Below are 25,797 nucleotides of genomic sequence, written 5' to 3' on the forward strand. Positions count from 1 at the left end.
ACCATGAGCATGACCAGCACCGCCTCCTCCACCGGACTCTCCCTGGGTCAGGCGCAGGCCGCCGCCGACACGGTCGCCCGCGTCCTCCCGACCGGGACGCCGCTCACGCCTCTGCTCACACAGGGCTCGGACGTGCCGGCCGGCGCGCAGGCGGTCGTCGCGACGTTCGTCGGCGCGGTCTCGGCCGATGTCGCTGTCGTGCTGCTGGAGGCGCCGCACCTCGTGGACGAGGGCGCGGACGGCTCGCCCGTCGTTGCGCTGCAGGATGTGCTGCAGCCGGCCCTCGAGGCGGCCAGCGACACGTTCGGCGCCGGTGTGCTCGACGACGCCCGCGCGGAGGACGCCGCGGAGCTGTTCACCGACCCCCACACGACCGTCTTCGCCCTGAACGGCCCGGCCGGCGTCGCGGGCTGGTTCGCGGTGCGCGGCCGCGCCTCCGTCGCCGAGCGCTCGGGCTCGGGCGTGCTCGGCGGCAAGCTGGCGCGCATCAGCAACGTCGAGATGGCCCTCACCGTCGAGATCGGGCGCACCCGCATGGCGGTGCGCGACGTGCTCGCGATGGAGCCGGGCGCGGTCATCGAGCTGGACCGATCGGCGGGATCGCCCGCGGACGTGCTGCTCAACGGCCGCCTGATCGCGCACGGCGAGATCGTCGTGGTCGACCAGGACTACGCGGTCCGCATCACGAAGATCCTGGACACCGCCGAAGACCTCGACTGACCCGGTCGCGTCCCCTCCGGTCTCCCCCCCCGTCCGCGCATCCATCTCGCCGAGGTGCAGCTTGTTGTGCCCTCACGCGGCGTGTCGCGCGCAACGACGTGCACCTCGACGAAAGACGAGGGGCGCAGGCGACGGGAGGCGCTAACGGAGCGGGGAGGCCGGCCGATAGAGGGGGGCGTGGAGACCCTGTTCATCGCCCTGCGCGTGCTCGTCGTGCTGGGCGTCATCGTGGCGCTGCTGTGGTTCGTGCAGCGTCGCGTGAGCAAGGGACGCACGACGGCCCGCCGGCGCCGCGGCAACGCGGTCACGGTCGTCGGCCGGCAGGGGATCGGCGCGAAGGCGTCGGTGGTCGTCGTGGATGTGGACGGCAACCGCTTCGTGCTCGGCGTCACCGAGCGCCAGGTCTCCGTGCTCCACACCTCCGACCGTCCGCAGGATGCGGACGTCACCCCGCTCAAGCCCGTCCGTGATGCGGACGCCGAGACACGCTCGGATGACGAGGTCCTGGCCGCGACCGGGACCACCAGCTCCACCCGCACCACAACGACCACCAGGCAGGATGCCGACTTCCTCACGGCGCAGGGACGCGCCTCGCTTTTCGACGAGGCACTCAAAGGCTCGATCCTGTCCCCGGCTACATGGCGGCAGGCGAGTTCGGCGGTGCGCCCCAAGAAGTGAGGGCGCGCGCAGTGACGCCGGGAGTGACGGCGCCGGGAGTGTCGGCGCGCGCCGGGCGGCTGCCCCGCCTCGCGCTGGCCGGCGTGCTGGTCGCGCTGATCGCCGTCGCCATCGTCCTGCTGGGCGCGAACGCCGCGCACGCGGTCCCGACCCCGGTTCCCACTCCCTCCGGTCCGTCCGGACCGTCGGGCGGCAGCGGCGGCCTCACACTCGACATCAACGGGCCGAACGGCACGCCGAGCGCGGCCATCCTGACCCTCGTCGGCATCACTGTGCTGTCGGTCGCTCCGGCGCTGCTGCTGATGATGTCGTCGTTCACCAAGATCTTCGTGGTGCTCGCGATCACCCGCAACGCGCTGGCACTGCCGTCCATCCCGCCGAACCAGGTGCTCGCCGGTCTCGCCCTGTTCCTGAGCCTGTTCATCATGAGCCCGGTGCTGGTCGACATCAACAACACGGCCGTGCAGCCCTACCTCGCCGGCCACATCGACTTCACGGCCGCAACGCACGCCGCCGAGGCGCCGCTCCGCCACTTCATGGCGTCGCACACGCGCGAGGAGGACATCGCGCTGATGACCCGCGCCGCGGGCCGGGCGAACCCGAAGGACATGAGCTCGGTGCCGCTGCTGACGCTCATCCCGGCGTTCATGATCTCCGAGCTGCGGGCGGCCTTCATCATCGGCTTCGTCATCTTCGTGCCGTTCCTCGTCATCGACATGGTGGTCTCCGCCGCGCTGATGTCGATGGGCATGATGATGCTCCCGCCGGTGATGATCTCCCTGCCGTTCAAGATCCTGCTCTTCGTGCTGGTCGACGGCTGGGGACTGATCATCACGAGCCTCATCACGAGTTACGGAGGCGGCGGATGAACCCGAACGCGGTCCTCGACATCGCCATGCAGGGGCTCCTGGTGACGGCCAAGCTGGCCGCGCCGATCGTGATCACCGCCCTGGTCGTCGGCTTCGCCATCTCGCTGGTGCAGTCGATCACGCAGATCCAGGAGGTCACGCTCTCGTTCGTGCCCAAGGCCGCCGCGGTCGCCGTCGCCCTGATCATCTGCGGCCAGTGGATGATCTCCGAGCTGGTCTCCTTCACGCACGTCCTCTTTGAGAAGCTCCCGCAACTGCTGGGTCACGGCTGATGAACATCCCCATCGACCTGGCCGCCATCGAGGCGATCGCGCTCGCCTCCCTGCGGATGGTGGCGTTCCTCGTCATCGCGCCGCCGTTCTCGTACAACGGGTTCCCGGCGCAGGTGAAGGGGATGCTCGCCATCGGCCTGGCGGTCGCGGTCGCGCCTCGGGTCGGCGCGGGATACCGGTCCGGCGACACCGGGGCGTTCCTGCTGGACATGATCCGGGAGCTCGCGGTCGGCGCGACGCTCGGGTTCCTGGTCTTCCTGGTCTTCGCGGCCATCCAGTCCGCCGGCAGCCTGATCGACCTGTTCGGCGGGTTCCAGCTCGCGCAGGCGTTCGACCCGCAGTCGATGATCAACGGCGCGCAGTTCACCCGGATGTTCCAGCTCACCGCCTTGGCGCTGCTGTTCGCCTCGGGCGGTTACCAGCTCATCATCGGCGGCCTCGTTCGCACCTTCGACGCCATCCCGCTCGCGACCGGCCTGAGCATGGCCGACCCGGCGAAGGAGATGGTCACCGGCGTGACGCAGATGTTCCTGGCGGCCCTCCAGATCGCCGGTCCGCTGATCGTCGTGCTCTTCCTCGCCGACGTGGGCCTCGGCCTCCTCACCCGGGTCGCCCCGGCCCTGAACGCCTTCTCGCTGGGCTTCCCTCTGAAGATCATGCTCACCGTGGTGCTCTCGGCCATCGTCTTCGTCGCGCTCCCCGGCGTCGTCTCGGGCCTCACCGACACCGCCGTCAAGATCATGCTGGGGGTGGGCCGATGAGCGACGCGCAGGAACGCACCGAGAAGGCGACCGACAAGCGGATGAAGGAGGCCCGCTCCAAGGGCCGCCTCGGCAAGTCGACCGACCTCACCGCGTGGGTGGGCGTGGGCGCGGCCGCGGTGATGCTGCCGTTCACGATGCAGACCGGATCCACGGCGGCGATCGACCAGCTGTTCTCGGTGCGGTCCGTGATCGAGAGCCCCGACCCGGCCAAGGCGCTCGCCGCGCTCGGCGACGGCCTGGGCAGCATCATGGCGACGATCGGACCGCTGCTCGCAGTGGGCGCGCTGGCGGTCGTCGGCGCCGCGGCGGTGCAGGGCGGCATCCACTTCAAGAAGCTCGAGGGCAAGTATGAGCAGTTCAACCTGGTGCAGGGCCTCGGCCGGGTGTTCGGGATGCGCGCGCTCTGGGAGGGCGCGAAGACGCTGCTGAAGTCCGCGGTCGTCGCGATCGGGCTGTTCCTCGTCGTGCAGGGGCTCATGCCGGTGCTGCTGACCTCCGGCTCGATGCCTCTCGCCTCGCTGCTCTCGGCCGCGTCCGGCGGCACGGCCGGCCTCCTGCAGGCGGCGGTCGGCGCGGGGCTCGTGCTCGCCGGGCTGGACGTGCTGGTCGTCATGCGGCGCAACCGCAAGCACACCCGCATGAGCAAGCAGGAGCTGCGGGACGAGAACAAGAACACCGAGGGCGACCCGCTGGTGCGCTCGCAGCGCCGCTCGCGCCAGCTGGCGATGAGCCGCAACCGCATGATCGCGGCGATCGGAGGGGCGGATGTGGTGCTCGTGAACCCGACGCACATCGCGGTGGCGGTGAAGTACGAGCCGGGCAAGTCCGCCCCGCGCGTCGTCGCGAAGGGCGCGGGAGCCATCGCCCTGCGCATCCGCGAGAAGGCCGAGGAGGAGCGCGTGCCGATCGTCAAGGACATCCCGCTCGCCCGGGCGCTGCACGCCGGATGCCAGATCGGCGACGAGATCCCGGTCGAGCTCTACAACTCCGTCGCCCGCGTGCTCGCGTTCGTCATGTCGCTGAAGCAGCGCGGGTCGGCGGCCGGATTCCACACGATGCGACCCCAGCTGCAGGGAGGGCTGTCATGAAGCCGAACAAGGGCCTCGCCGCCAAACTGGCCGTGCCGATCGGGGTGGTCGGCATCATCATGCTGCTGGTCGTGCCCGTGCCGTCGTGGCTGCTCGACCTGCTCATCATCGTCAACATCATGCTGGCGCTGGTCATCCTGCTCACCACGATGTTCGTCAGGAAGCCGCTCGACTTCTCGGTGTTCCCCTCGCTGCTGCTGGTCGCGACGCTGTTCCGGCTGGGACTCAACGTCGCCTCCACGCGGCTGGTGCTCGGCGACGGGTTCGCCGGCCAGGTCATCCAGGCGTTCGGGCACGTCGCGGTCGGCGGGTCGATCATCATCGGCGCGGTCGTGTTCCTCATCCTGGTGGTCATCCAGTTCATCGTGGTCACCAAGGGCGCGGAGCGCGTCGCCGAGGTGGGCGCCCGCTTCACCCTCGACGCGATGCCGGGCAAGCAGATGGCGATCGACGCCGACCTCAACGCGGGCCTCATCACGGAGGAGCAGGCGCGGGCCCGTCGCGCCGAGGTCTCGGCCGAGGCCGACTTCTACGGCGCGATGGACGGCGCCTCGAAGTTCGTCAAGGGCGACGCGATCGCGGGCATCCTCATCATCGTCATCAACGTCGTCGGCGGCATCGCGATCGGGATGATCCAGCGCGGGATGGAGCTCGGCGACGCCGTCAACTCGTACACCCTGCTGACCATCGGCGACGGGCTCGTGTCGCAGATCCCCGCGCTGCTGATGGCGGTGTCGACGGGCATGATCGTGACGCGGTCGAACGCCGAGTCTGAGATGGGGACGACGGCGAGCAATCAGCTCAGCCAGTCGCGCAACGCGCTGATGATCGCGGGATGCGCGGCGATCGTGATGGCGCTCATCCCCGGGATGCCGCCCATCCCGTTCGTGCTCGTCGGCGCGTTCCTCATCCTGGCGTCGCAGCGGCTGAAGACGGCGCAGAACGCGGCGAAGAAGGCGCAGGCCGCGCAGAACGCTGTGGCCACGGCGACGAAGGCCGAGACGACGGAGGACCTGATCGAGCAGATGCGGGTGCACGCGCTCGAGATCACCCTGGCGCCGGACCTGGTGGACATCGTCAGCGGCGCGTCGGACGACCTGCTCGCCCGCGTCCGCGCGCTGCGGCGCAAGATCGCGCTCGAACTGGGCGTCATCGTGCCGCCGGTGCGCACGCGCGACAGCGCCGAGCTGCCGCCCTCGACCTACGTGATCAAGATCGCCGGCGTGGAGGCGGGGCGCGGCCAGGCGCCGTCGGGACGGGTGCTCGCCCTCGGCGACGCGCTCGACAACCTGCCGGGCACGCCGACCGTGGAGCCGGTGTTCGGCCTCCCGGCGAAATGGATCCCGTCCGAAATGCGGCACAGCGCCGAGCTCGGCGGCGCGACCGTGATCGACCGGGTGTCGGTGCTGATCACGCACCTGTCGTCGATCATCACGTCGAACGCCGCGCGCCTGCTCACCCGCGAGGACGTGCGCCTGCTCACCGAGGGCGTGAAGCAGGTGAACCCGCCCGCAGTGGAGGAGCTCATCCCGGCCCTGCTGTCACTGGCGGAGGTGCAGCGGGTGCTGCAGGGGCTGCTCGCGGAGCAGGTCCCGATCAACGACCTGCCCCGCATCCTCGAGGCGCTGACCCTGCGGGCGAAGGTGTCGAACGACCCGGAGGGGCTGGTGGAGGCTGCGCGCGCGGCCCTGGGACCTGCGGTCGTCGCGCCGCACATCGACGCGGGAACGCTGCGGGTGATCATGATCGACCCGGGGCTGGAGCAGTCGATGCTCGAAGGACTTCGTCCGGCGGAGGGCGGGATGCAGATCGTGCTCGACCCGGTGCGGCTGGAGGGCGTGCTCGCCTCGCTGCGCGACACGGCCGGCCGACTGGACGACGCAGGAGTGTCAGCCGTGCTGGTGTGCGCGCCGGCGCTGCGGCCGGCCATCCGCCGCCTGGTCGCGGGGCAGATCGCCGGACTCGCCGTGCTGTCGTACCAGGAGGTGACGGCCGTCCAGGCCGCGATCGAGACGGTGGGGGTGGTCCGCGGTGCGGAGTCGATCGCGGCCTGAGTGGGTCGACGGCGACGAGGAGGTGCTCCCGGCCGTCTCGACGTCGTCGCTGGCGTTCCAGGCCGTGCTCGACGACCTCGTCCGGGCCGTCGACGCGCCGGAACTCCCCGCGCCGGGCGCGCCGACCGGCCCGCTGGCCGCGAGTCGTGAGTCGATGCGCGAATCCGCAACGAGTGGTGAGTACATGTCGCAACTCGACGGGTCGTCGCCGGAAGAATCCGCGAGTGGCGAGGAGATGTCGCCACCCGTCGCGCAGGCGCCGGTGGGCGCGCCGCCCGCACGGCTGCGCGGGCGCGGCGACCTCACGCTCGTGGTGGGCGTCGGGGACGAGGTGCACGACGCCGCCCGCGTGCTGGCCGCGTCGGCGGACGCCGCCGCCGAGGTGCAGCGCGTCGCCGACCGGCGCGACGCGCTCGCCGCACGCGCCGACGGTGTGCGCCGCGAGATCCCGGTCGTCGCGGCGTTCCCGCTCGCCGGTCCGGGCGCGGTCCCCGCGGTCGCCGTCGAGCTCGCCGGGATCGCACCGGACCAGGTGTGGGCGGCGGTCGACGTCTCCCGCAAGCACGAGGACACGGCGGAGTGGGTGCGAGCGCTGGATGCGGTGCTCGCGGTGGACGCGCTGGTGGCGACCGGCGCCTCCCGCACCCTCACCCCGGACTCCGTGCACCGGCTCGGACTGCCGGTGCTCTGGCTGGAGGCCCCGCCCGGCGGATAGGCTGGGCGGATGCTGGTACTGACGCGCAAGACGGGGGAGCGGGTGCTCATCGGCGACGACATCGTCGTGACGATCCTCGAAGCGCGGGGGGACGGCGTCCGCATCGGCATCGACGCGCCGCGCGGCATCCGCATCCAGCGCGACGAGGTCGTGAAGGCCGTCACCGAGGCGAACCAGGAGGCGACCGAGCGCGCCGCGGAGACGGAAGACGCCGAGTCGCTCATCAAGAAGTCGCTCGGCCTCTAGCCGACCTGGCCGACCGCTCCCACCAGCTCCACTGGCCGCGCCTCCCGCGCCTTCGGCACATGGAAGCCGTGCACCGTGAGGTAGATGCCGAGGAACAGCTCCCACACGACCTCCGGCAGTGTGGCGACGAACGACCAGGCCGACACCTGCTCGTAGGCGCCGAGCAGCACGGCCACGCCGGACAGCGACACCAGCGGGCCGCCGATCATCCCGAACCACGCCCAGCCGCGGGGCACCAGCCGGGCGCGGTGCAGCATCCAGCCGAGCATCAGGCCGTTGCCGATGCCGACGACGAAACCGGGGCCGAGCAGGAACGTCCAGCCGTGCAGGGCCACCAGCGCCTGGGCGATGACCACGGTGGATGCGGTGGCGCCGCCGCCGGCGTCCTCCCGCAGTGTCACCACCGACAGCAGGCTGAGGATGCCGACCGCGATGAGCGTCGACTCCATGACCCGGGCCACGACATAGCCGAGGGCCAGCGAGGGACTCGTGCGGCGCAGGACGGGGTAGAGCGCGAGCGCGGTGCCGAGGTTGGCGATTATGAGTGCCACCTCGAGGAGCGCGCCGGCGAGCACGGGCGTCGCGGAGCCTACACCGAGTACGAACCGCGGGTCGGTGAGCACCGGCCCGTAGAGCAGTGCACCGGGGATGGAGGTGGCGAAGGTGAGCAGGAACAGCACGCCCGCTAGGAGCGAGCGGCGACGGTCCGGGTCCATGATGTCCTTTCGAGGTGTACGGCGTACACCAGCGTTGCCAACAGGCTAGGCGTACGCTGTACACCATGTCAAGGGACGCGACGCCGACTCGCCAGCCGCTCAGTCCCGACCGGGTCGTCGACGCGGGTGTCGCCCTCGCCGACAGCGAAGGCCTCGATGGCCTCAGCATGCGGGAGCTCGCGCAGCGGCTGGGGGTCGTTCCGATGGCCCTCTACAAGCACGTCGCCAACAAGGAGGACCTTCTCGACGGCATGGTCGACCGGGTCTGGGCGGAGGTCGAGCCTCCTGCGCCGGAGCTCGGCTGGCGGGAGGCGATGCGCCGGCGGTCGATCTCCCTGCGCGACGCCCTGCGGCGCCACCCGTGGGCGGTCGGGCTGCTGGAGGGACGGATGCGTCCCGGCCCCGCCAACCTCTTCCAGCACGACGCGATGATGGGGTGCCTGCGCGGCGCGGGCTTCGGTTTCCGCACCACGGTGCACGTCACGTCGGCCCTCGACGCATACGTCTACGGGTTCGCCCTGCAGGAGAAGACGCTCCCGTTCGGCACCCCCGAGGAGTCGGGGGAGGCCGCCGCCCGCAAACTCGAGGCCACGCCGCCGGAGCTCGCGCAGCGGTTCCCCCACCTGCTCGAAGTGGCGGCCGAGCTCGCCCGGGCCGGGTACGACTACGAGGAGGAGTTCCTGACCGGGCTCGACCTCATCCTGGACGGCGTCGAGCGCCTGCGCCCCGAGTGGATCAGCGGCTGACGCGTCCGCCGACCGGCGAAGCAGACCTCACGTGGGGCAGAATGACCGCATGGCGGTGATCAGGACCGAACGCGGGCTCGACCGGCTGGTCAACTTCTCGGACGCGACCGTCGCGATCGCGATCACGATCCTCATCCTGCCGCTCGTGGATGAAGCGTCCCAGATCGGCCACGCCTCGTTCGGGGCGTTCATCGGCGAGAACTTCTGGGAGATCTTCGCGTTCGTCGTCTCGTTCGCCGTCATCGCCCGGTTCTGGGTGGTGCATCACCGCATCTTCGAGACGGTGCGCGACTACAACGCGGCGATCGTCTGGTTCAACTTCCTCTGGCTGCTGGCGATCGTGGTGATCCCGTTCAGCGCCAACGTGATCTCGGCGAGCGGGGGTCAGCGGCCCGAGGTCTACGCCCTGTACATCGGGAACATGCTGCTGGCGACGCTGGCGACGCGGCTCATCGGCACCGTGCTGGTCCGGAACCCCGACCTGATGACCGAGGAGGCACGCGCCGACATCGACCGGACCCGCGGTCTGGCCGAGCTCCTGCTCATGGCGGCGGCGCTCGTCCTGGCCGTCCTGATCCCCGCCATCAACCTGTGGTGGCTGTTCCTGCTCTTCCTCGCCGGGCCCCTGCACGCGCTTCTCCACAGGCTCGCGTACGGCCCTTCCCAGAAGGCTGCGTGAGGTTTAGCGTCGAGGCATGCGTCCAAAGACCCTCGTCATCCTGGCCGTCGTTGCGGCCGCGTACATCCTCGGCGCGCGCGCCGGCCGTGAGCGCTACGAGCAGCTCACCGAGACCTTCACGTCGTTCTGGAACTCGCCGGATGTGAAGAAGGCGCGCAAGAAGGCGAAGGCGCAGGCCGAGAAGGCGCGCAAGCGCTACGCCTGAGAGGCGTCAGCCGCGGAGCCCGCGAGCTCCGCGCCCGCCGGACTCAGGGCTCGTCGTAGTCGCCCTCGGTGTACTCGCCTTCCGGTGCGTCGACGGGCTCGTCCGCGTCGGTGTACGTGCCTTCCGTGACGTCCTCCGGACCGACGCCGTCGGTCTCGGTGTACTGGCCGTGGACGGTACGCTCGTGCGGCGCCTCCCCGTCGACCTCGGTGTAGCTGCCCTCGAGGTTGTCGCGTGCGTCGCCGATCGGCTGCTCTGGGTTGCTCATACGACGGACACTACGCCGTGCAGCCCGCGTCCACCACAGGCATCTGGACCGCAGTTCGAAGGCGCCGCCTCTAAGGTGACGGTGTGAGACCCGACCGACGCCGCGAACGCATCCCGCACGCCGGCGGGCGCACCGTCGAGGGGATGTCGCGCCGCGGCTGGATGCTGCTGGTCGCCGCCACCGTGGCGGTGGGCGGCGTCCTCGTCTCGGTCGGATTCGCAGCGGTCGGGTTCCCGAGCCCGGGCACCTCGTCGGCCGCCTCGTCCGAGCCGCAGCCGGTGTCGCGGCACACCCTCGAACCGCTCCCGGGGCCGCGAAGCCTGCCGCCCCGACCGACTTCCACACGTGTGGCGACCGTCCCCGCGCAACCGCTGGACACCCTCACCGCCGGCGACTGCCTGCAGACATACGACTCCAAGGAGGCGCCGGCCTACCCGATGGTGGACTGCTCGGCGCCGCACCTCGCGCAGCTTCTCTGGAAGGGCACGCTGCCCCAGCCGGCCGGCGCGGCCTTCCCCGGTACGGATGCGCTCGACGCGCAGGTCAGCGACCTCTGCGAGCAGCACCTCGACTGGCACTGGGTCGCGGTCTGGAACGAGGACGTGCAGGTCGACCTCCGCTACCCCGGCACGGCCGCGCAGTGGTCGACCGGCGCCCGCTCGTACTACTGCTTCGTCTACACCTTCTCGCGTCACGAGCTGACGTGCAGCGCGCTCGCGGGAGGCTGACCTCGCCGCCGTAGCCGCATCCACCCCGCGCGGAGTAGTCTGCGCCCGTCGCACGGAGGGACGGCGGGCGGATGAGCGAAGAGGCACCCGAGGGCACGTGGCCGCATCGCGTGCTCGAGCTGAGGATCCACGGCATCAAGAACACGCCGCCGACCGAGATCCTCGGGCGGGAGCAGAGCGAGCTGCGGCAGACGCAGGGCGACGAGAACGGCGGGTTCTGGTGGGCGCCCGATCAGGACCAGGCGGACCGCGATCCGGACGATCCGCCCGGCACTGTCGACCCGTCGGTGCCGCCGGAGGGGGTGCGTACCGAGGCGTACTCGTGGGGGCGGCTCGCCCGCTACGGCTCCGGGCCCCTCCTGTTCATCGGGCAGCTCTTCGTGCAGCTGGCCTGGCTGCTGCTGGCGCCGTTCGGCCTGGCGAACACCGCCTACTGGACCCGGCGCATCCCCACCCAGCGACCCGGCGGCGAGTGGGATGCCGGGGTCGGCGGCGCGTCGCTGCGCATCTTCGCGCTCGGCCTGACCCTGCTCTACGTCTGCGCACTGGGCTCGGTGAGCCTCGACCTCGGGGTGCAGTGCGTCTCCGGCACGGCGTGCACCGCCTTCCCGAGCGCCGTCACCGGATTCTTCGGAACCGAGCCGCTGAGCTGGCGCGGTCCGCAGCTGTCGCTGCTGTCGCTCGTCCCGATCGCCGGCGTGCTGCTCCTCTTCGTGGTGTCCCGCCGTGCGCGTGTGCGGTACGAAGCGGCGATCTTCGACGCCGCCGACCGGATGGGCGGCCGCGGCGTCCAGCGGAAGGGGCGCCTCCGTCCGCTCGCCTCGGAGGGCTTCTGGCGGACAGCGCGGGTCGGCTCGCCGACCGAGCGCCTGCACCTCGCCGCCGCGTTCCTGCTGGTGGCGCTGCTCCTCTCGTGGGACCGCATGTTCGCCGGCGTGGAGGAGTGCGCCAAGCTGCAGACCTTCGTCTCCGGGGAGTGCCTCGGCGGTGCGCTGCGCACCGGCGACGTGCTCGCCCTGACCGGCGGCATCGTCGCAGCAGCGGGACTCGTCGTGACGATCGTGCTCGTCGGAGTGCTCGCCGAGACCACGAACACCGGCCGGGAGTCGGTGGACGAGTTCCTGCGCGACCGGCTGCGTCGGACCGGCACGGTCACCGGCTGGGTGCTCGCGGCAGCCGTCGTCGTCTACCTGTATGTGGGTGCGTCGCTGTGGTTCGGCGGCCAGTACGAGGTCCCGGGAACCGGTGCGTTCCTCGGCCTCGCGACCGCGCCGTCCATCATTCTGGGCGTTCTGCTGGCGATCTGCGTTTCGGCGCTCGGCTGGCGCCGGGGGGTCCCGCCCTGGCTGTCGATCGTGCTCATGACTGGCGCCGGCCTCGCCTTCCTGGTCGGGGTCGCGCAGAACCCGCCGACGCAGGATGCGGACCCGGGTGCGCTGCGCCTGCCGCTCTTCCTGATCGCTGCGGTGCTCACGCTCGCGCAGCTCATCGTCGTCTGGTGGTGGCCGCGGTCGCGCCCGGGCCGGCGGGTCGGTCACCCGGAGCGCTTCCAGGCGGAGGGGTGGGCCGGGATGGGTCCCGGTGTGCTGATGCTCCTCGCGCTCGGCGCCGCCATGATCCTGTCCACCCTGCTCGTCCTCGGGGTGCAGGGCTGGCTCGTGAGCGGCTCCCCGCCGTGCGGCTGTGCGGCGCCACCCCACGGCGTGCTCCGGCCCCCGATCGTCTACCACAACTTCGGCGACGTGCTCCCGTTCATCGCGATCGCCTTCGCGCTCGTCGTCACGGGGATGGCGCTCCCGCTGCTGCGCTGGATCCCGCTGCTCACCACGCCGCGCACGGTCGATGGGCGCCGCCCCCTCCTCGAAGGGGTGGATTCGTACCAGTACGGCCGCATCCGCGCGAGCACGACCGCCGACCGCCTGGCGCTGAAGATCCTGCGCGCGCGGCGGCTGGCGGCCCTGGTGCATCGCGGTGAGCCCATCCTCGGAATCCTGGCCCTGCTGCTCGCGATCGGGTTCGTGGTCGCGCTCGCCGTGTCGTACACGACGGTGTTCCGGGCGATCGACGGCCTGGTGGGGCCGGCTCTGACGGTGATCGCGGCCGCCATCCTGATCGTCGTCGTGGAGAACGCGCTGACGGCCAAGGAGCGCCCGATCAGCGTGATGTGGGACCTCATGTGCTTCCTGCCGCGCGCCGGGCATCCCTTCGGTCCGCCCTGCTACGCCGAGCGCGTCGTGCCCGAGGTGCGCGACCGGGTGACCGACTGGCTCACCCACGACCTGCAGCCGCCGGCCGACCTCGACCTCGCCGCACGGCTCGAATGGCGCGACCGTCAGGAGGAGCGGGCGCTCGCCGAGGAGCGGCCGTTCAGCGTGGTGCTGTCGGCGCACAGCCTCGGGGCGGTGCTGGCGGTCTCGACGCTCTTCACGCTGCGACCGGACGATGCGGACCGGCTGCGCAACGTCGGGCTCCTGACCTACGGCGCCCAGTTGCGCGTGTACTTCGGGCGCTTCTTCCCCGAGCTGTTCGGGCCGGACGCGCTCGGCACCCTGGGATCGCGACGCCCGCTGCTCGGCAAGGCCGACCCGTGGTTCACGCAGGTCGAGCTCGACCAGGACGGCGGGCGTGTGGTCGTCAGCGAATCGGACGCCGACGACCCGTCGCTCGTCGACCTGCTCACCCAGCCCGATGGATCCGTCGGCTGGATCAACCTGTGGCGCCGCACCGACTACCTGGGCTTCCCGATCAACAGCTACCGGCTCGACCGTGGCCTGCCCGACGACCTCGATCGGGGCGCCGACGAGTTCGGGCCGCCGCGCTACCTCGTGAAGGTGGCGACGCATCCCGACTACCAGTCCGCGCCGCAGTACCGGGTGGCGCTGCTGGACGTGATCGAGCGCATCCGCTAGCCGGACGACGATACGCCGGGGCACCGCGGGGAGGTACCCCTTGCGGCCTCGCGAGGCCCGGCGTTGTGTGTGCCGCATGACCGATTCGCGCGATGCACAGGAACCGGTCACCGGCCACGACCCCACCAACGGGCTGGCCGGCGACCTCGAGGGTGACGACGGCGGCGCCGTCCAGCCCACGGCGGACAGGGACGTCATCCAGGACGTGATCCCGGATCTCGACGACGCCCGCCGGACGGACGAGGATGCGGACTCCGCGACCTCGTACAGCGAAGAGGGCCAGCCGTAGGGCTGCCGGGAAGGAGCGAAGCATGAGCGACACCAGCGGACTGCCGAACACCGACGCGGAGGGCGTGCCCGCCGAGGACAAGCCGGAGCGCTTCGAGGAGGGCGTCGAGCGCGACGCCCAGGCCGCCGAGCCGGCCGAGACGGAGGCGGGCCAGTCGGGCGACGTCAGCGCGCCGGGCGAGACCGGCGTCGCGCCCGAGGGCGCGGAAGATGTGACCGCGAACAGCGGCCAGAACCCGGCCGGCGACACCGGAACCGACCAGGCCGAACCGCCGCCCGCCGACTTCGACCCCGCCGATCAGCCGTCGAACCCCGACCTCGTCGGGCACAGCGAGCCCCCGGACTGATCGGCCCACCGACCCACCGGCCTCGCGCCGGTGCCGTGGCGACCCCGCTCTCCTCATCCCAGAGCGGGGTCGCTGCGTGTCCGGATGCAAGATGCCCGCACGTCGGGCGATTCAGCGCGGCGGGCGGCCCGCCAGCCACCCGGCGCCGGCCACCACGCCGACGACGCAGAGGGCGGCGCCGACACCGAGCACCGGTGCGTCACCACCGGTGCGGGGGAGAATCAGGCCGGCCACGACCAGGAAGACGCCGACGTTCAGCAGCACGGCGGCGACCCAGCCGAGCGCCGTGCGCAGCGTCGCGTTCATCTCCGGGTATCGTAGCCCGGCGACTACTCCCCGTCGATCAGCTCGAGCAGGCGCTTCGTCTCGCGGGCGATGTCGTCGTGGTCGTTCTGCGACGCCCGGCTCTCCAGCGAGATGACCGCGCAGCGGTGCACCTTCGTGAAGTCGCCGTAGGGGAAGCTGAACCGCCCCTTCGTCTCCTCGCTCTTGTCCGGGTCCTCGCCGAGATGCCAGAGCGCGTAGTCGTCCCAGCCGTTCTTCTCGATGTAACGGTTCTCGTCGTCCGCGCTCGGGGCGTGCTCGCTCCAGTCGTCGCGCTGGTCGTGCACGACCTTGCCCTGCTCGACCAGCTTCCTGGCGTGCTCCAGCGCCTTCTTGTTGAGGCGGACGCTCATGCCTCTCCCTGGTTGCCGGTGGCCGCGGTCTCCGCGTCGAGCGACTCGTTGATGAGGGAGGCGACGAGCATCCGCCAGTCCGACCCCTCGTGGAGCGTCTCGGCGTATCCGGGAGGCACCGCGCCGAAGACCGGCTCGTGCTCTTCGCCCTCCACGGCGACGCGGACCAGCGTCCCGAGCTCGGCGTGCGACTCGTCGAGGACGACCCACACTCCCGGCGACTTCTTCTCCACGTGGAAGATGCGGTCGCGGTACGGGTACCGCACGCTGGACATCTCGAGTTCGCTCGCCGACATGGCGACTCCTCTCCCTGGGCCGTCGCCCCTATGGAACGCCACAGCGCGGAGCTTGGCAAGAGGCTTGTCGTGCGGGGCGATCAGGCCGAGCGTCGGCCGCTGAGCACGCCGTCGATGCGGTCCAGGAGGTCGGTCGGGTCGTCGAACACCGAGACGGCGCCGGCCTCGAGCAGCTCGGACGGGCCGACGCCGCCGGACAGCACCCCGGCAGAGCGGACGTGCGCGCGGGCGGCGGCCATCATGTCCCATACCGAGTCTCCGACGAAGAGGGCGTCCGACGGGTCCGACTGCGCGCGCTGCAGCGCGACTTCGATGATGCCGGGCTCCGGCTTCGCGGTCTCGACGTCGTCGGCGTTGGTCGTCGCGTGGATCGCATCGTCGGCATCCAGCGCCTTCATCAGCAGTTCCAGCTCGTCCTCCGGGGCCGAAGTGGCGAGCACCACCCGGATGCCGCGGGACGCGAGCTCGCGCAGCAGGTCCGCGGCACGGTCGAAGGCGCGCAGCCGCCCCGCCTGCTCGACGTAGTAGCGCGAGTGCAGGTCCTTCGCGCGGCCGATCCAGTCCTCGTCCCGCTCGCCCACCAGCTGCTCGAGCAGCCGCGCCGAGTCCTGGCCGATGGCCCGATGGATGCGCCAGGAGTCCACCGGGGTGCCCATCTCGGCGAACGCCCGGCTCCAGGCGTCGACGTGGAGGAAGTTGGAGTCGACCAGGGTTCCGTCGACGTCGAAGAGCACTGCGGAGATCGTCATGGCTCCACGACTACCACCCCTTGCGCGCACCCGGCATGGGGTGCACCGTTCCGGGCATGGCTGATCACTCGTATCCGGAACTCACCGACCCCCGCACCGCCATCGTCACCGGCTCCGACTCCGGCATCGGCCGTGCCACCGCGGTCGCCCTCGCGCAGGCGGGCATGGACGTCGGCATCACCTGGCACTCCGACGAGGAGGGCGCGGAGGAGACCGCTCGTCTCGTCCGCGAGGCCGGCCGCCGCGCGGTCGTCGCGCAACTCGACACCACCGACGCCCCCGCGTGCGGCGACGTCGTCGACCGCATCGCCGACGAGCTCGGCGGCTGCGACGTCTTCGTCAACAACGCCGGCCTCAACGGCGGCACGCCCTTCTTCGAGACCGACTGGGAGACCTGGCGGAAGACCGTCTGCGCCGACCTCGACGGCGCGTTCGTGTGCATCCAGCGCATGGCTCGGCGCATGGTGGATGCGGGACGCGGCGGCCGCATCATCGGCGTCACCAGCGTGCACGAGCACCAGCCCCGCGTCGGTTCGGCCGCGTACGACGCCGCGAAGCACGGCCTCGGCGGGCTGCTGAAGACGCTGGCCCTGGAGCTCGGCGAGTACGGCATCACCGCGAACGCGGTCGCACCGGGGGAGATCTCGACGCCGATGAACGACGCCGAGGACGAGGACCCGCGCGAGGTGCACCGTCCGGGCGTCCCGCTCGGCCGCCCCGGCGACGCCCGCGAGATCGCCTCGGTGATCGCGTTCCTCGCGTCGCCCGCCGCGTCGTACGTCACCGGCGCCTCCTGGGCGGTGGACGGCGGGATGCTGCAGATGGGTCCGCAGGCGGGCTCGCACCTGACCTCCGACGACTGGCGGCGCCTCTGAACGGTCGCCGCTGACTATCGCGCGGGGCCCGCGGGTGCTGGGATGGCAGCATCACCGCCCCCGCCGACTCCCCTCCGACGCTCCGGGGGCGGTGTGGGCATCCCCCCGGCTCAGCCGATCAGCGACACCGCACGCGCGATGACGAGCGCCAGCAGGAGGAAGCCCGCGAACGACTCCAGCGCCATCAGCAGCTTCGCGCGGTGGGTGAGCGGCATCGTGTCCGTCGGGCTGAACGCCATCGAGTTCGACAGCGAGAAGTAGAAGTAGTCGATGTAGTTCGGCACCCAGTCGGCCTGCTTGCTGGAGCCGCGGGCCACCTCGACGACCGCGTCGTGGTCCTCGTCCTGCGGGAAGCGGAAGTCGGCCAGTGCCAGCTTCGGGCGCGGGACGGTCGCGCGGGCCACCGGTCCGCCCCGGTCGAGCACCCAGAACACCAGCGCGAACGCGATCACGTTCGTGAGCCACACCTGCAGCGACGCCAGCAGCAGTTCATAGCCGTTGCCGTGCTTGTTGAGCAGCCGGATGACGGTCTCCGCGAACGCGACCTGGTTCGCCACCAGGATGAACAGCGACAGCCCGATCTCAGCCCGGCGGGACCACCGGGACTCGCGGGTGAGGTGGTGCGGGTTGTAGATCACCAGCGCGACGATCATCAGCAGGCAGATGCCGACGACGGCGTACCGCTCGATCAGCGGAACGACACTGGGAAGGAGCGCGTACGCGGCCAGCGCCACCACGGTGGCGATCACCGCGGGCCAGCGGTGCTCCGGCTGGGCGCGCCGCGCCTCCTTCTCGGTCTCGGTGTCGCTCACACCGGGAACAGTACAGCGGTATCGGTCAGTTGAAGATCGCCCACTCCGAGCGGTCGAGTCTGGCGCGATTGCCGTTGATCACGAGGTACCACGAGTTCTCGTCGCGGTGCAGGTACTCCGCGAGGATGGTCGTGTACTTCCACTCGCCGGACACCAGCGACCAGCGGATCAGCGAGATGAGCTGGCCCTGGCGCAGGTACGGGACGGCGACGAAGTCGTCTTGACGATGGGGCTCCGGCACTGCGTGCCGAGCACCCGCCCGCTGCGTGCTCATGCTGCACTGTAACTCCGCCGCAGGGCCGCGGGATATACCCCCGTTTCCTGTGCGCGTGAAGCGGTGCCGGCTCAGTCGGCGGTCGCGGACGTCACCAGCTCCCGCACGGAGCGCACGGGCGCGATCGTGCGGTTCTGCGCGGACTCGTACGCGGCGAGGATGATGCCGAGCACCTCGATCCCCTCCTTCTGCGTGTGGAGGGGCCGGGTGCCGTCCAGGATGCTGCGCGCGAAGTGCGCGATCTCCTCGCCGAACTCGTGCACCGGCTCCAGTTCGTACACCGTCGGCTCGCTGTCGCCGCGGGCACGGAAGGAGAGGGAGGTGCCGTCACTGGTCAGGCTGCCGAGCTCGCCGACCGCGGAGAACTTCTCCGTCCCGTCCGCGGGCTCATACGCCCAGCTGGTGACGAGGCTGCCGAGGACGCCGTTGTCGAAGCGCACCAGCACCTGCGCCGAGTCCTCGCCCTCCATGAACGTCAGACGGTGCGTCGCCAGCATGGCGGTGACCTCCACCGGCGACCCGCCGGCCAGGTGCAGCAGCAGATACGTGGGGTGATAGCCGGTGTCGATCAGCTCGCCGCCGCCGCTCGTCGAGGCGTGCGCACGCCATCCCATGTTCGACGGGTCGAAGTCGTTGAAGAAGCTGTCGGTGGTGCGCACCTCGTAGAGCCGCCCGAGAGCGCCCTCCTCGATGAGCTTCTTCGCCTGGGCGACGGCCGGGAGGAACAGCTGGTTGTGCGCGCACATCAGCGTGACGCCGGCCTCGGCGACCGCCGCATCCACCTCGGCTGCCTCTTCCGGGGTGAGGCAGAGCGGCTTCTCGCACAGGATGTGCTTGCCGGCCCGGGCGGCGGCGACGATGGCGTCCTTGTGCAGGTGGTGCGGGAGGCAGATGTCGACGGCGTCGATGTCGGCCTCCGCGAGCATGGTGGTGTAGTCGGCGTAGATGGCGGCGCCGCTGTCGCCGGCGCGGCGCTCGGCCGCTTCGCGGACCGGGTCCGCGACCGCGGCGAACGTGACGGTCTCCGGGTTGCGGAGGTAGCCGGCGACGTGGGCGCCGGCGATGCCTCCGGCTCCGATCAAGCCGATGCGGACGGTGTTGGTGGGCATGACGATGTGCTCCTTGAAGGAAGAGGAAGAAAGAGGAGGGGCCGGTCAGGCGACCGGGACGGGGGAGAGCGCGACCGTGCGGCCGCTCGCTGCGGACTCGTTCGCGGCGACGACCATCCGGGTCAGCTCGACGGCGTGACGCAGGTTGTCGTCGGCGGTCGTGCCGTCGTGGATGTGCTGCACCCACTGCGCGAACGCACCCGGTCGCCGGTCGGGCAGGGGGATCTCCTGCCACTCGTCGCCGAACGCACCGCCCTTGGCGAGCAGGCGCTCGCCGCCGAAGCCGAACACCAGGCTGGCGGCGGTGCCGCGCAACTCGACGGTGAACGCTCCCGGCGTGGTGACGACGCTCGCCTCGAAGACGCCGAGGCGTCCGCCGGGGAACTCGGCGGTGACCACCGCGTTGTCCTCGACCGGCCGCCCGGTCACGCTGCCGTAGCTCGCCGAGATGCTCAGCGGCTCGGCGCGGTGGAACAGGCGCGTGAGGTAGGCCGGGTGGCAGCCGAGGTCCGTCAGCGCGCCACCGATCGCGTCCGCCGGGTCGCCGAACCGGTCGGGCAGCCAGCCGGCCACCCACCCGTCATGCGCGAGCCGGACCCGCGAGTAGGTCAGTTCGCCCAGCGTGCCCTCGTCGAGGATGCGCTCGATCGCGACCGTGTAGTCGTCCGAGAGCCGGGGCAGCGACACCACGAGGGCGACGCCGGCCTGCCGGGCCAGCTCCACGAGCTCCTCGGACTCCGTGACGGTGGGGGCGAGGATCTTCTCGGTGAAGACGTGCTTGCCGGCGGCGATGGCGCGGCCGATGACGTCGCGGTGCTGGTCGGTGGCGGTGGTGACGGTCACAGCGTCGAGCTCCGGACGGGCGAGCAGCTCGTCGAGGTCGGCGACGAACTCCACGCCGAACTCGTCGGCGGCCGCACGGCCGCGCTGCTCGTCGTCGTCCCAGACGGCGAGCAGGGTGGTGTCGGGATGCTGCTGGACGTTGCGCGCGTAGTCGCCCGCGTGTACGTGCCAGAAGCCGATCGCTGCGACAGCGAGTGGGTGGGACATGCCTGTCGAGGCCTCCTTGCCAGGGTTACGGTGCGCGCGAACTTCGAAAGCGTACCTTCTGCTCCGGAGCAGTCGGAAGACCTGCGGCCGAATTTCTGCAATCGTTCCCAGATTCGGCATGATCGTCCTGTGAGCAGCGCGACGATCCGCCTCGACGGCGACGACTGGACCATCCGCGAAGCCCTCGGCGACACGGCCGAGTGGTACCTGGGCGCACCGCTCCCGGAGTCGGGCAACAACGTGGCCGATGCGTCGGCGGCGATCGCCGCGGCGCCCGGCTGGCTGCCCGCGCGGGTTCCGGGAGCCGTCATCGACGACCTGCACCGGGCGGGCGACGTGCCCGACCCGCGCGTCGGGCGCAACAGCCGCGCGTCCGAGTGGGTGGCGGAACGCTCCTGGGTCTACCGGCGCGCGGTCGACCTCGATGCGTCCGCGAGCGACGGGGTCGGCGACGGCATCGGCGTCGGTGTGCTCGAGTTCGACGGCATCGACCCCGGAGCCGACGTGTACTGGGACGGCGAGGCGCTCGGCTCGGTCCACGGCCTCTACCACCGCGGCCGGTTCGTGCTGACGCCCGAGCAGCGCTCGCCCGGGCGGCACAAGCTGGCGCTGCGCGTCCATCCCGCCCCGGCCTCCGAGCCGCAGGTCGGCCGGACGGAGTGGGTCCGCGTCCACACGCCCCGCCTCGGCTACGGCTGGGACTTCTCCCCGCGCCTCCGCCACCAGGGCGTCTGGAGGAGCGCCCGCCTCCGCGTCGCCCGCGCGCTGTTGGGCGACGTGACCGTGAGCGCGCGGGTCGCCGCGGCGGGCGAGGCGCCCGCGCCGCGATCGAGTCGTGAGTGGATGCGCGAATCCGCGTCGGGTGGCGACAGCATGTCACGACTCGATCCGGCCGCGGCGCGCGAGCGCGACGGCCTGGTCGACGTCTCGTGGGAGGCACCACTCGCCGCGAGACCGGATGCCGCCCTCGGCGTGACGGTCACGGTCGCGCGCGACGGGCGCACCGTCGCCGAGCAGCGGGTGGATGCGGCGGCCGGCACGGCGAGTCTGCGCGTCCCGCAGCCCGAGCTGTGGTGGCCCAATACGGTCGGCCCGCAGCCGCTCTACACGGTCACGGTCGCACTGTCGGACGCCGCGGGCGAGACGGATCGCATCGCGCGGGAGGTCGGGTTCCGCACGGCGGAGCTGGTGCCCAACGAGGGCGCCCCGGCGGGCGCGCTCAACTACACGGCCGTCGTCAACGGCGTCGTCGTGCCCCTGCTCGGCTGGAACTGGACCCCGGCCGACACCCTGTTCGGCTCGATCGACCCGGCGAAGGTCGAGCACCTGCTCGCGCTGGCGGCCGCGTCCGGCGCGCGCCTCATCCGTGTCTGGGGCGGCGGCCTCATCGAGTCGGAGCACTTCTACGCCACGTGCGACCGCCTCGGACTGCTCGTCTGGCAGGAGTTCTCGCAGTCGAGCTCCGGGATGCAGAGCGCGCCCAGCACGGATCCGGACTTCGTCGCGTTCATGCGCGCCGAGGCGGAGGCGCTGGTGCCCACGCGCATCCACCACCCGTCGCTGCTGCTGTGGGGCGGCGGCAACGAGCTCGACGACGGCGGCGTCCCGCTCAGCGACGACCGGTCGCCGGTGCTCGCCGCGCTCTCCGCGACCGTCGCCGCGCTCGACTCCGGCCGCGGCTGGCTGCCCACGTCGCCGACGGGACCGGAGTTCCACAACCGGCTCGACCGCATCCACGCCAACCCGGAGGGTCAGCACGACGTGCACGGACCTTGGGAGCATCAGGGGCTGGTCGGCCAGTACACGCTCGCGAACGCCGGAACGAGCCTCGCGCACACCGAGTTCGGCGTCGAGGGGATGACGAACCTGCGCTCGCTGACGGCGCTCGTCCCCGAGGCGGAACGCTGGCCCGCCGACCGCACCAACCCGGTGTACCGGCACCTCGGCGAGTGGTGGAACAACGCCGACCAGGTCGTCGAGCTGTTCGGCGGACGGCCGGACGACCTCGCCACCCTCAACCGGGCGTCCCAGCTGCTCCAGGCGACCGGGCTGCAGTACGCGGTGGAGGCGGACCGCCGCCGGTTCCCGCGCTGCAGCATGGTCTTGCCATGGCAGCTGAATGAGAGTTTCCCGAACGCATGGTGCACGACCGCGGTGGACTTCCGCGGCGACCCCAAGCCGGCGTTCTTCGCCGTGGCGCGGGCCTTCGAGCGACGCCGGGCGACCCTGCGGGTGGAGCGGGCCGTGTGGGGCGGCCAGTCCGTCGCGGCGGCGGAGGTCTGGCTGTGGGCGGAGGATGCGGTGGTCGAGGGCTCGACGGTCACGGTGCGGGCGGTCGCTCTCGACGGAACGGTGATCGCCGAGCGGGTGCTCGGTGCGCCGGCGGTCGGCCGCCCGGCGGCCGTCGGGAGCCTCGAGGTGGCGGTGGATGCGCTGCCCGCCGTCTTCCTGTGGGAGGCCGACTGGCGGGATGCCGAGGGACGCGTCATCGACCGCGAACGCACGGTCGCGACCACGACGGAGGATTTCGCGGCGCTGCTCGACGTCCCGGCCCCGCGGCTCGCGGTGACCCGCGGTGCGGACGGCGCGGTGCGCATCCGGAACGAGGGCGACGTGGCGGCGCTGACCGTGCGGGTGGTGGACGCACGTCCCGTGGAGGCCGGGCCCGCGGGTGCGAGATCCGCGGTCGCGCGGCCCGTCGGAGTGCCGGGAGCGCCCATCCTGAGCGTCTCCGGAGACCCGCGCCCGCTGCTACCCGGCGAGGAGCGCTGCCTAGCCGCGACGCCCGGTGTGCCGGTAAGGCTGGAATCGTGGAACGCGGAGCCGGTCGACCTGCCGTGACGAGCGACGCCGTGACGCGTGTCCACGTCACCCGTTCTGGTGTGACCGCAATAGAGCCGCCACACCGGGAGCGTTCACGATCCGTTCAGAACGGGGTGGTGTGATAGCCCCGTGAAGACGCGAATCGCGGAATACCCGCGGCCGGACCACTTCCTGCTCCACATCAGCGACACGCATCTGCTGGCGGGGGGCGAGCGGCTCTACGGCACCGTCGACAGCGAGCAGCACCTCCGGGTGCTGCTGCAGGAGGTGGAGTCCTCGGGCGGCCGTCCTGACGCCATCGTGTTCACCGGCGACCTCGCCGACCGCGGGCAGCCCGACGCGTACGCGCGGCTCCGCGCGCTGGTCGACCCGGCGGCGGAGCGGATGGGCGCCCGCGTCATCTGGGTGATGGGCAACCACGACGACCGGGCGGCGTTCCGGCAGGGGCTGCGCGACGAGAACGCCGCGACCGCGCCCGTCGACGACGTCGTGTGGATCGGCGGGCTGCGTGTCATCGTCCTCGACTCGACCGTGCCCGGCCACCACTACGGCGACGTGAGCGAGTCGCAGCTCGACTGGCTCGCCGCCGAGCTCGCCATGCCGGCGCCCGAGGGGACCATCCTCGCGATGCACCACCCGCCCATCCCGAGCGTGCTCGATCTCGCCGTGTCGGTGGAGCTGCGGGACCAGTCCCAGCTGCGCGAGGTGCTCGAGGGCAGCGATGTGCGGAGCATCATCGCGGGGCACCTGCACTACTCGTCGACGGCGATGTTCGCCGGGATCCCGGTGTCGGTGGCGTCAGCCAGCTGCTACACGCAGGACCTCAACGTGCCGGTCGGCGGCACCCGCGGTCGCGACGGCGCGTTGTCGTTCAACCTCGTGCACGTCTACCCGAACACGGTGCTCCACTCGGTCGTGCCGCTCGGCCACTACCCGACGCTCGACTACGTGGACGCCGAGGAGTCGGCGCGCCGCCTGGCCGCCGACGGCATCCGCATCCCCCCGGCCGCCGGCCGCGAGGCCCCCACGGAGCCCGTCCGCATCCTCGCCTGACCCGCCCATCGTGCCCCGCCCGCGGGCGCGCATTCGTGCCGAATGTCGCCTCTGCGCGCGCCGATCACCACATTCGTGCCGAATGTGCGGCGCCTCCCGCGCGAAGACAGGCGGAACATTCGTGCCGAATGTCGCCTCAGCGCACCCGCAAAGCAACATTCGTCACGAATGTCGGCACCGGCACGCGCCGAGGGTCAGGGGAGCGGGCGCTCCCACGGGGCGGGGAACGGGAAGTAGCGCTCCAGGAAGTCCGTCACCACGCGCGTGCGCTCGGCGGCGTCGATCTCGGGCTTCGAGCCGTCGTTGAGGCAGAACATGTCCTGGTCGCGCTTCTTCAGCAGGCGGCGCATCATGTCGGGCGCCTGCCGCAGCGTCGTCTCGATGTACAGCACCTTCGCCTGCGCCTGCGTCACCGCACGTCCGGTCATCAGCGCGTAGTAGTGGTACAGCGAGTTCGTGACCGAGATGTCCGTCGCCGAGCGGAACGGGCTGCCCGCGGTGCGGCGGAAGTCCTCGGGGAATTCGCGCTCCATCTCCTGCAGCACGCTCACCCGCAGGGGCGCTGCGCAGTGCTCGAGGTGGCGGGTGGTGACCGCCCCGAAGCGCTCCCACAGCAGCCGCCGGTTGACGCGCGCGGCGTTCTCGAACCCGCTGCGGGCCGGGTCCGTCTCGCCGAGGCCGATGCGCGTTCCGGCCTCCACGAACTTCGTCACACCGCCGGGCGAGAAGAAGATGTCAGGGGAGAGCGGCCGGCCGATGAACATGTCGTCGTTCGAGTACAGGAAGTGCTCCGACAGGCCCGGGATGTGGTGCAGCTGGCTCTCGACGGCGTGCGAGTTGTGGGTCGGCAGGGTGGACGTGTCGGCGAAGAAGTCCTCGCTGCGCATGATGTGGATGCGCGGATGCTCGGCATCCAGCCACGGCGGCACCGGTGAGTCGGTGGCGATGTAGATGTTGCGGATCCACGGCGCGAACATGTGGATGCTGCGCAGCGCGTACTTGAGCTCGTCGATCTGCCGGTAGCGCGCCTCGTTGTCGTCGCCCTCGCCGACGACGTAGGCCGCCATCCGCGCGGCCCGCTGCCGCTGGTACTCGCTGTCGGAGCCGTCCACCCACGAGAAGACGATGTCGATGTCGAAGGCGACGTCGCTGGCGAGGGGGTCGAACATGTGCTGGAGGGTGCGCCAGCGGCGCCCGTACAACTCGACCTCGGCCTCGACCGCCTCGCTCCGCGGCAGCCGCGGCCGCATGAGGGCGTTCTCGCGCGGCGCGGTGATCTCGTCGTCGCCGAAGCGCCAGAACTCGAGCTGGAAGGCCGTGTCGGCGCCGTACCGCAGGCGGCCGATGGGCTCCAGCCGCGGACGGTACAGGCGGATGATGTCGGCTTTGCGGCGGGAGAGGCGGCCGTCCGCGATGAGCAGGTCCTCGCCGTGCGCGCCGCCCTCGGGGTCGATGCCGCGGGCGTAGAACGGCTCGTCGGCGAAGGCCGTCGCGAGCGCCGCGGTGACCTCCTTGCGCTTGCGCCGGTCGAGGGCGACGATCAGGCGGTTGTCGTCGTCACGAACCAGCAGGTACTCGAGCCCCGCGTCGTCGAGCGCGTCGCGCACGGCGAGCAGGTCCTCGATCATCGACTCCCGCGGGGTGAACGGTCCGGACACCAGGGTGTACAGCCCTTTTCGGTGCACGATGTCGTCGCGGGTGAACCGGCGCGCGCCGATGCCGGGGTCGCTGGTGACGACGACGGGCTCGGGCTGGTCGGACAGGGATGCGGGAGGAAGCTCAGCCAT

Annotated in this window: 30 protein-coding genes; 19 read left to right on the plus strand and 11 right to left on the minus strand. The window is 71.4% G+C overall.

The genetic code is table 11. The features are described 5' to 3' along the window. Positions 1-3 precede the first annotated feature (3 nt). The 9 genes from fliN (at position 4) to csrA (ending at position 7,406) form a co-directional block, all read left to right on the plus strand. Positions 4-720, plus strand: coding sequence for a flagellar motor switch protein FliN (gene fliN, locus ACTJI1_RS13955; protein ID WP_440743103.1), 717 nt, complete (start codon positions 4-6; stop codon positions 718-720). Between the two features lie 177 nt (positions 721-897). Further along, positions 898-1,398, plus strand: coding sequence for a flagellar biosynthetic protein FliO (fliO, locus tag ACTJI1_RS13960; protein WP_440743104.1), 501 nt, complete (start codon positions 898-900; stop codon positions 1,396-1,398). A 23-nt stretch (positions 1,399-1,421) separates the two neighbouring features. Continuing rightward, positions 1,422-2,267, plus strand: coding sequence for a flagellar type III secretion system pore protein FliP (fliP, locus tag ACTJI1_RS13965; protein ID WP_396427118.1), 846 nt, complete (start codon positions 1,422-1,424; stop codon positions 2,265-2,267). Continuing rightward, positions 2,264-2,539 (plus strand): flagellar biosynthesis protein FliQ, encoded by a 276-nt coding sequence (gene fliQ, locus ACTJI1_RS13970; protein ID WP_310132483.1) that lies wholly within the window; start codon positions 2,264-2,266, stop codon positions 2,537-2,539. The genes fliP and fliQ overlap by 4 nt, the downstream gene beginning before the upstream one ends. After that, positions 2,539-3,300, plus strand: coding sequence for a flagellar biosynthetic protein FliR (locus tag ACTJI1_RS13975; RefSeq protein WP_440743105.1), 762 nt, complete (start codon positions 2,539-2,541; stop codon positions 3,298-3,300). Before fliQ ends, ACTJI1_RS13975 begins: the two co-directional genes overlap by 1 nt. Next, positions 3,297-4,391, plus strand: a complete 1,095-nt coding sequence (locus tag ACTJI1_RS13980) for an EscU/YscU/HrcU family type III secretion system export apparatus switch protein (protein ID WP_440743106.1) — start codon at positions 3,297-3,299, stop codon at positions 4,389-4,391. Before ACTJI1_RS13975 ends, ACTJI1_RS13980 begins: the two co-directional genes overlap by 4 nt. Next, the gene (locus ACTJI1_RS13985) at positions 4,388-6,445 is read left to right on the plus strand and encodes a flagellar biosynthesis protein FlhA (RefSeq protein ID WP_440743107.1); all 2,058 of its coding nucleotides are present in this window, start codon (positions 4,388-4,390) and stop codon (positions 6,443-6,445) included. Before ACTJI1_RS13980 ends, ACTJI1_RS13985 begins: the two co-directional genes overlap by 4 nt. Continuing rightward, positions 6,423-7,160, plus strand: coding sequence for a hypothetical protein (locus ACTJI1_RS13990; RefSeq protein ID WP_440743108.1), 738 nt, complete (start codon positions 6,423-6,425; stop codon positions 7,158-7,160). Before ACTJI1_RS13985 ends, ACTJI1_RS13990 begins: the two co-directional genes overlap by 23 nt. A 9-nt stretch (positions 7,161-7,169) precedes the next feature. Further along, positions 7,170-7,406, plus strand: coding sequence for a carbon storage regulator CsrA (gene csrA, locus ACTJI1_RS13995; protein ID WP_310132473.1), 237 nt, complete (start codon positions 7,170-7,172; stop codon positions 7,404-7,406). Here csrA and ACTJI1_RS14000 read toward each other — a convergent pair. Beyond that, positions 7,403-8,122 carry a DUF4386 domain-containing protein gene (locus ACTJI1_RS14000; RefSeq protein WP_440743109.1) on the minus strand — a complete coding sequence of 240 codons (720 nt, stop codon included), beginning with the start codon at positions 8,120-8,122 and terminating at the stop codon, positions 7,403-7,405. The two genes, csrA and ACTJI1_RS14000, sit on opposite strands and share 4 nt — an antisense overlap. Positions 8,123-8,187: 65 nt before the next feature. On the opposite strand from ACTJI1_RS14000, the gene ACTJI1_RS14005 reads away from it, so the two are divergent. From ACTJI1_RS14005 to ACTJI1_RS14015, 3 genes are read left to right on the plus strand one after another with little or no spacing between them, the layout of a single operon-like run. Next, positions 8,188-8,868 carry a TetR/AcrR family transcriptional regulator gene (locus ACTJI1_RS14005; protein WP_440743110.1) on the plus strand — a complete coding sequence of 227 codons (681 nt, stop codon included), beginning with the start codon at positions 8,188-8,190 and terminating at the stop codon, positions 8,866-8,868. A 49-nt stretch (positions 8,869-8,917) separates the two neighbouring features. Continuing rightward, positions 8,918-9,547 carry a TMEM175 family protein gene (locus ACTJI1_RS14010; protein ID WP_310132465.1) on the plus strand — a complete coding sequence of 210 codons (630 nt, stop codon included), beginning with the start codon at positions 8,918-8,920 and terminating at the stop codon, positions 9,545-9,547. A gap of 16 nt (positions 9,548-9,563) precedes the next feature. Beyond that, complete coding sequence (locus tag ACTJI1_RS14015) at positions 9,564-9,752, plus strand: hypothetical protein (RefSeq protein WP_310132464.1); 189 nt, start codon at positions 9,564-9,566, stop codon at positions 9,750-9,752. 43 nt (positions 9,753-9,795) lie between these two features. Here the strand turns inward: ACTJI1_RS14015 and ACTJI1_RS14020 are convergent, their stop codons facing one another. Next, positions 9,796-10,020, minus strand: coding sequence for a hypothetical protein (locus tag ACTJI1_RS14020; protein WP_310132461.1), 225 nt, complete (start codon positions 10,018-10,020; stop codon positions 9,796-9,798). Between the two features lie 83 nt (positions 10,021-10,103). On the opposite strand from ACTJI1_RS14020, the gene ACTJI1_RS14025 reads away from it, so the two are divergent. From ACTJI1_RS14025 to ACTJI1_RS14040, 4 genes are all read left to right on the plus strand, one after another. Next, positions 10,104-10,748, plus strand: coding sequence for a septum formation family protein (locus ACTJI1_RS14025; RefSeq protein ID WP_440743111.1), 645 nt, complete (start codon positions 10,104-10,106; stop codon positions 10,746-10,748). 71 nt (positions 10,749-10,819) lie between these two features. Next, entirely contained in the window at positions 10,820-13,657 is a 2,838-nt protein-coding gene (locus ACTJI1_RS14030) for a hypothetical protein (RefSeq protein ID WP_440743112.1), read from the plus strand. Positions 13,658-13,733: 76 nt separating this feature from the next. Beyond that, positions 13,734-13,946, plus strand: a complete 213-nt coding sequence (locus ACTJI1_RS14035) for a hypothetical protein (RefSeq protein WP_310132455.1) — start codon at positions 13,734-13,736, stop codon at positions 13,944-13,946. 22 nt (positions 13,947-13,968) lie between these two features. Beyond that, complete coding sequence (locus tag ACTJI1_RS14040) at positions 13,969-14,292, plus strand: hypothetical protein (protein ID WP_440743113.1); 324 nt, start codon at positions 13,969-13,971, stop codon at positions 14,290-14,292. A gap of 111 nt (positions 14,293-14,403) precedes the next feature. Here ACTJI1_RS14040 and ACTJI1_RS14045 read toward each other — a convergent pair whose 3' ends face one another. From ACTJI1_RS14045 to ACTJI1_RS14060, 4 genes are all read right to left on the minus strand, one after another. Further along, positions 14,404-14,598, minus strand: coding sequence for a hypothetical protein (locus ACTJI1_RS14045; protein WP_440743114.1), 195 nt, complete (start codon positions 14,596-14,598; stop codon positions 14,404-14,406). 23 nt (positions 14,599-14,621) lie between these two features. Further along, positions 14,622-14,969, minus strand: coding sequence for a hypothetical protein (locus tag ACTJI1_RS14050; protein ID WP_310132448.1), 348 nt, complete (start codon positions 14,967-14,969; stop codon positions 14,622-14,624). Beyond that, positions 14,966-15,265 carry a hypothetical protein gene (locus ACTJI1_RS14055; protein WP_310132447.1) on the minus strand — a complete coding sequence of 100 codons (300 nt, stop codon included), beginning with the start codon at positions 15,263-15,265 and terminating at the stop codon, positions 14,966-14,968. The genes ACTJI1_RS14050 and ACTJI1_RS14055 overlap by 4 nt, the downstream gene beginning before the upstream one ends. Positions 15,266-15,345: 80 nt before the next feature. Further along, positions 15,346-16,014 (minus strand): HAD family hydrolase, encoded by a 669-nt coding sequence (locus tag ACTJI1_RS14060; RefSeq protein WP_440743115.1) that lies wholly within the window; start codon positions 16,012-16,014, stop codon positions 15,346-15,348. A gap of 56 nt (positions 16,015-16,070) precedes the next feature. On the opposite strand from ACTJI1_RS14060, the gene ACTJI1_RS14065 reads away from it, so the two are divergent. After that, positions 16,071-16,889: an SDR family oxidoreductase gene (locus ACTJI1_RS14065; RefSeq protein WP_440743116.1), complete on the plus strand. Its 819-nt coding sequence runs from the start codon at positions 16,071-16,073 to the stop codon at positions 16,887-16,889. Positions 16,890-16,999: 110 nt separating this feature from the next. Here the strand turns inward: ACTJI1_RS14065 and ACTJI1_RS14070 are convergent, their stop codons facing one another. The 4 genes from ACTJI1_RS14070 to ACTJI1_RS14085 form a co-directional block, all read right to left on the minus strand. Next, a complete protein-coding gene (locus tag ACTJI1_RS14070; RefSeq protein ID WP_440743117.1) occupies positions 17,000-17,701 on the minus strand; it encodes a hypothetical protein in 702 nt (233 codons plus the stop codon). Positions 17,702-17,726: 25 nt separating this feature from the next. Beyond that, positions 17,727-17,975, minus strand: a complete 249-nt coding sequence (locus ACTJI1_RS14075; RefSeq protein WP_310132439.1) for a hypothetical protein — start codon at positions 17,973-17,975, stop codon at positions 17,727-17,729. Between the two features lie 71 nt (positions 17,976-18,046). Continuing rightward, a complete protein-coding gene (locus ACTJI1_RS14080; protein WP_440743118.1) occupies positions 18,047-19,084 on the minus strand; it encodes a Gfo/Idh/MocA family protein in 1,038 nt (345 codons plus the stop codon). 45 nt (positions 19,085-19,129) lie between these two features. After that, a complete protein-coding gene (locus tag ACTJI1_RS14085) occupies positions 19,130-20,134 on the minus strand; it encodes a Gfo/Idh/MocA family protein (protein ID WP_440743119.1) in 1,005 nt (334 codons plus the stop codon). A 129-nt stretch (positions 20,135-20,263) separates the two neighbouring features. On the opposite strand from ACTJI1_RS14085, the gene ACTJI1_RS14090 reads away from it, so the two are divergent. Both ACTJI1_RS14090 and ACTJI1_RS14095 read left to right on the plus strand, forming a co-directional pair. After that, positions 20,264-22,975 carry a glycosyl hydrolase 2 galactose-binding domain-containing protein gene (locus tag ACTJI1_RS14090; protein WP_440743120.1) on the plus strand — a complete coding sequence of 904 codons (2,712 nt, stop codon included), beginning with the start codon at positions 20,264-20,266 and terminating at the stop codon, positions 22,973-22,975. A gap of 111 nt (positions 22,976-23,086) precedes the next feature. After that, positions 23,087-24,010 (plus strand): phosphodiesterase, encoded by a 924-nt coding sequence (locus tag ACTJI1_RS14095; RefSeq protein WP_440743121.1) that lies wholly within the window; start codon positions 23,087-23,089, stop codon positions 24,008-24,010. Positions 24,011-24,204: 194 nt separating this feature from the next. Here the strand turns inward: ACTJI1_RS14095 and ACTJI1_RS14100 are convergent, their stop codons facing one another. Next, complete coding sequence (locus tag ACTJI1_RS14100; RefSeq protein ID WP_440743122.1) at positions 24,205-25,797, minus strand: stealth family protein; 1,593 nt, start codon at positions 25,795-25,797, stop codon at positions 24,205-24,207.

Source organism: Leifsonia sp. 22587, assembly GCF_052044215.1.
GTDB lineage: Bacteria > Actinomycetota > Actinomycetes > Actinomycetales > Microbacteriaceae > Leifsonia > Leifsonia shinshuensis_C.

What these genes read in the sequence shown, in the direction of transcription:
- fliN (WP_440743103.1), top strand. Translation starts at nt 4, where the DNA reads ATGAGCATGACCAGCACCGCCTCCTCCACCGGACTCTCCCTGGGTCAG.
- fliQ (WP_310132483.1), top strand. Translation starts at nt 2,264, where the DNA reads ATGAACCCGAACGCGGTCCTCGACATCGCCATGCAGGGGCTCCTGGTG.
- ACTJI1_RS13975 (WP_440743105.1), top strand. Translation starts at nt 2,539, where the DNA reads ATGAACATCCCCATCGACCTGGCCGCCATCGAGGCGATCGCGCTCGCC.
- ACTJI1_RS13980 (WP_440743106.1), top strand. Translation starts at nt 3,297, where the DNA reads ATGAGCGACGCGCAGGAACGCACCGAGAAGGCGACCGACAAGCGGATG.
- ACTJI1_RS13985 (WP_440743107.1), top strand. Translation starts at nt 4,388, where the DNA reads ATGAAGCCGAACAAGGGCCTCGCCGCCAAACTGGCCGTGCCGATCGGG.
- csrA (WP_310132473.1), top strand. Translation starts at nt 7,170, where the DNA reads ATGCTGGTACTGACGCGCAAGACGGGGGAGCGGGTGCTCATCGGCGAC.
- ACTJI1_RS14000 (WP_440743109.1), bottom strand. Translation starts at nt 8,122, where the DNA reads ATGGACCCGGACCGTCGCCGCTCGCTCCTAGCGGGCGTGCTGTTCCTG.
- ACTJI1_RS14005 (WP_440743110.1), top strand. Translation starts at nt 8,188, where the DNA reads ATGTCAAGGGACGCGACGCCGACTCGCCAGCCGCTCAGTCCCGACCGG.
- ACTJI1_RS14010 (WP_310132465.1), top strand. Translation starts at nt 8,918, where the DNA reads ATGGCGGTGATCAGGACCGAACGCGGGCTCGACCGGCTGGTCAACTTC.
- ACTJI1_RS14015 (WP_310132464.1), top strand. Translation starts at nt 9,564, where the DNA reads ATGCGTCCAAAGACCCTCGTCATCCTGGCCGTCGTTGCGGCCGCGTAC.
- ACTJI1_RS14020 (WP_310132461.1), bottom strand. Translation starts at nt 10,020, where the DNA reads ATGAGCAACCCAGAGCAGCCGATCGGCGACGCACGCGACAACCTCGAG.
- ACTJI1_RS14030 (WP_440743112.1), top strand. Translation starts at nt 10,820, where the DNA reads ATGAGCGAAGAGGCACCCGAGGGCACGTGGCCGCATCGCGTGCTCGAG.
- ACTJI1_RS14035 (WP_310132455.1), top strand. Translation starts at nt 13,734, where the DNA reads ATGACCGATTCGCGCGATGCACAGGAACCGGTCACCGGCCACGACCCC.
- ACTJI1_RS14040 (WP_440743113.1), top strand. Translation starts at nt 13,969, where the DNA reads ATGAGCGACACCAGCGGACTGCCGAACACCGACGCGGAGGGCGTGCCC.
- ACTJI1_RS14045 (WP_440743114.1), bottom strand. Translation starts at nt 14,598, where the DNA reads ATGAACGCGACGCTGCGCACGGCGCTCGGCTGGGTCGCCGCCGTGCTG.
- ACTJI1_RS14050 (WP_310132448.1), bottom strand. Translation starts at nt 14,969, where the DNA reads ATGAGCGTCCGCCTCAACAAGAAGGCGCTGGAGCACGCCAGGAAGCTG.
- ACTJI1_RS14055 (WP_310132447.1), bottom strand. Translation starts at nt 15,265, where the DNA reads ATGTCGGCGAGCGAACTCGAGATGTCCAGCGTGCGGTACCCGTACCGC.
- ACTJI1_RS14060 (WP_440743115.1), bottom strand. Translation starts at nt 16,014, where the DNA reads ATGACGATCTCCGCAGTGCTCTTCGACGTCGACGGAACCCTGGTCGAC.
- ACTJI1_RS14065 (WP_440743116.1), top strand. Translation starts at nt 16,071, where the DNA reads ATGGCTGATCACTCGTATCCGGAACTCACCGACCCCCGCACCGCCATC.
- ACTJI1_RS14075 (WP_310132439.1), bottom strand. Translation starts at nt 17,975, where the DNA reads ATGAGCACGCAGCGGGCGGGTGCTCGGCACGCAGTGCCGGAGCCCCAT.
- ACTJI1_RS14080 (WP_440743118.1), bottom strand. Translation starts at nt 19,084, where the DNA reads ATGCCCACCAACACCGTCCGCATCGGCTTGATCGGAGCCGGAGGCATC.
- ACTJI1_RS14085 (WP_440743119.1), bottom strand. Translation starts at nt 20,134, where the DNA reads ATGTCCCACCCACTCGCTGTCGCAGCGATCGGCTTCTGGCACGTACAC.
- ACTJI1_RS14100 (WP_440743122.1), bottom strand. Translation starts at nt 25,797, where the DNA reads ATGGCTGAGCTTCCTCCCGCATCCCTGTCCGACCAGCCCGAGCCCGTC.